Genomic DNA, 2,659 nt, shown 5'->3' on the forward strand with positions numbered 1-2,659 from the left:
GGGGTGGGTGCGTTCCGGCGGGTCAGTCGGGCCCGGTGGGCGGCTCGGGGCGCGAGCGGGGCAGCCCCAGCAGGACCGGGCCGGTGGGTGAGGAGACCAGGTCGGCCGGGGTGAGCGGGTCCAGGGCCCGGTGGAACGCCTCCTGTGCCTCGCGCAGCGCGCCGCGCAGGCGGCAGGCGGCGCGCAGGGGACAGGGGCGGTCGCCCTCGCAGGCGACGACCTCCTCGTCCCCCTCCAGTTCCCGCACCATCCATCCGATGGAGGCGTGGCGTCCGAAGTCCGTCAGTGCCAGGCCCCCGCCGCGTCCCCGGCGGGCCTCCACCACCCCGAGGTGCCGGAGTCGGGTGATCGCCTTGGCCATGTGGGTGTGGGGGACGGCCACGCCGTCCGCCACCTCCCGGGTGGTCAGGGTCTCGCCCTCGTCGCAGACCGCCAGGCGCATGACGGCACGCAGCGCCAGGTCGGTGAACTTCGTCAACCGCACGCCCGGAGGCTATCAAAGGCGCATCTTGTATGTGTGTTAAGGGATGTGATCGCGTCACAGCCGGGAGCGGGAGCCCGCCGGGCCGATCGGTCTCCGCCCCGATCGGCCCGGCGGCGGGTCAGCGCAGGACCGGGAGTTCCTCCGGCGGGATGAGGTCGGCCACCACCGCGAGGTGATCCGAGGGCCAGACGCCGCCCACCGGCCCGTCGCCCGCCAGACCCACCGAACGCACCCCGACCACGCCACGGGGACCCGGGAGACCGACGTGGATGTAGTCGATCCGGGAGGGGAACACCGCCGGATGCCGCAGGTACTCGTTGCGCGGGTCCCAACTCGCCCACGGCGCACCCGGCTCGGCGTACCGCCACACGTCGATCATCACCTGGCCGGGCACCACCGGCGCCGTCCGCGAGCCGCCGAACAACCGCAACTCGTCGGAATCCGCCTCTGCGTTGAAGTCACCGGTCACGATGGCCGGAATCGGCCCGTTGCCGTACCGCTCGCCGACGAAGCGGGCCAACTCCCGCACCTGCTCGCAGCGGATCGCGGAGCCGAAGGGAGGGGAGTGCAGGTGCGTGGTGAAGAAGGGCACCGCCCCGTGCGGGGAGGCGATCCGGGTGTGCAGGGCGACCCTGCCCTCCTCCGGCCCACCGGCCGAGGGGAGCGCGCGGACCTCGGTGGCCTCGATCGGCCACCGGCTGAGGACCGCGTTGCCGACGCCGAGGTTCGGGTCCTCGATCCGCCTCCCCCAGTGCGGCGGCATGCCGGCCGGGGCCCAGGCCCAGTGCAGGCCCAGCTCCTCGGCGAGTTGGGCGGCGAGGTTCTCCCCGCCCTCCCGCCACACCTCCTGCAGGCCCACGATGTCCGGGTCCACCTCGCGCAACGTGTGCAGGATCGCCTTGCGGCGCTCCTCCCAGGGCCCGAACCGCCACCACAGATTCCATGTCACGATGCGCACGTCCCGATCGTACGGCTTTGCCGGGTCCCGACCGGCCCGTCGGCCGCCCGGGGAGGACGGTCCGGTCGGGACCGGGGCGGTCAGGGCCCGGCGAGGCCGGGGACCGGGGCATCGGTCGGGAACAACAGTTCCCCCGTGGTGCGGTACCGGCGCCGGGCCACCTCCGCACGTCCGCGCTCGTCGAGGGCGTCGGGGCCCAACAGGTCCAGGGGGAAGGCCAACACCTCCGGTGCCAGGACCCGCAGTCCGTACCGCTCGAACGTCCCGGCCCACGCGGGGGGCTCCCGGAACTCCCGCGGTGCCCCCGGGGCCCGCGGCGGCGCCGTGAAGGCGACCATCCCGCTCCCCGGGTGGCACACCACCCGGTACCGGTCCCGCTCGTCGCGCATCGTCGCCGTGTGGACGCCGCGGACGGGGACGATCCCGGGAGCCGCACCCCCCGCGCCGGTCCGATGGGCGCCGACCGGCGACGGGCGGGCCTCGATGATGTCGTGGAGGGTCACCCCCGGGCACCGCCACGCGGCGGCCCGGCAGGCCTCGCGGAAGGTGCGCGGGATGTCCCCGGACGTGGTTCCGAGCATGTCCGGATCGTGCCGGCGCCGGTGACCGCCCGGCCTCGTCCCGTGTGAACGGTGGGTAACCGTTCCCGCACTTCCCGAGTCGATCCCCGACGCCACCGGAACACGGGCGCCGATGGGCACCCTCACGCGCCCCCGTGCGACCCCCGGCCCCGGAACGGCGTGTTCCGCCGCGTGGGCACCGGAGCCCGCTCCGGGCGCGCGGGGCGCGTGCCGGCACGAGCGCACCGTTCCGATGATCTTTGTCGGCCGGACCGCTCCCGGGGGACGGGCTCGGAGGCGTACGGTGGGAGCCGCCCTCCGCCCGCCAAGGAGACAACGTGGTCGACCAGCCCACCCCTCCGAACGCAGCGTCCACCGCCGGGGCCGATCCGGACCCCGCGCCCCCGGGCCTCTTACCGCCGGCCGTGGTGGTGGCCGACCACCGGGGCAGGATCACCCACTGGAACACCGGGGCCCATCACCTGTTCGGCCGCACCGGGGAGGAGGCCCGGGGTCGTGCCGTGGCCGACATCCTCCCCGTCTCCGGCGTCTTCGACGTCGTGGGGGACGGCGAGGACGACGGGGCCGCGTACGCCGGTTTGTACTCCGGCGCGGTGGACGGGCCTCCCCGTCCCCCTGTCTCTTATAAACATCTGA

General features: G+C 74.7%; 4 protein-coding genes. 1 reads left to right on the plus strand and 3 read right to left on the minus strand.

Annotated elements, in window-relative coordinates:
• Positions 1-22 precede the first annotated feature (22 nt).
• The 3 genes from FOE67_RS22190 to FOE67_RS22200 all read right to left on the minus strand — a co-directional run bounded on the left by FOE67_RS22190 (position 23) and on the right by FOE67_RS22200 (position 2,023).
• Positions 23-484, minus strand: coding sequence for an RrF2 family transcriptional regulator (locus FOE67_RS22190; RefSeq protein WP_182666610.1), 462 nt, complete (start codon positions 482-484; stop codon positions 23-25).
• A gap of 118 nt (positions 485-602) precedes the next feature.
• On the minus strand, positions 603-1,442 hold the full coding sequence (locus FOE67_RS22195) for an endonuclease/exonuclease/phosphatase family protein (protein WP_182666611.1): 840 nt from the start codon (positions 1,440-1,442) through the stop codon (positions 603-605).
• An 80-nt stretch (positions 1,443-1,522) separates the two neighbouring features.
• A complete protein-coding gene (locus tag FOE67_RS22200; RefSeq protein ID WP_182666612.1) occupies positions 1,523-2,023 on the minus strand; it encodes a hypothetical protein in 501 nt (166 codons plus the stop codon).
• A 317-nt stretch (positions 2,024-2,340) separates the two neighbouring features.
• Here FOE67_RS22200 and FOE67_RS22205 point away from each other — a divergent pair.
• Positions 2,341-2,659 (plus strand): PAS domain-containing protein (locus FOE67_RS22205; protein WP_182666613.1); only part of this gene is annotated, 319 nt, incomplete at its 3' end.

The organism is Streptomyces calidiresistens (genome assembly GCF_014141525.1).
Classification (GTDB): domain Bacteria; phylum Actinomycetota; class Actinomycetes; order Streptomycetales; family Streptomycetaceae; genus Streptomyces; species Streptomyces calidiresistens.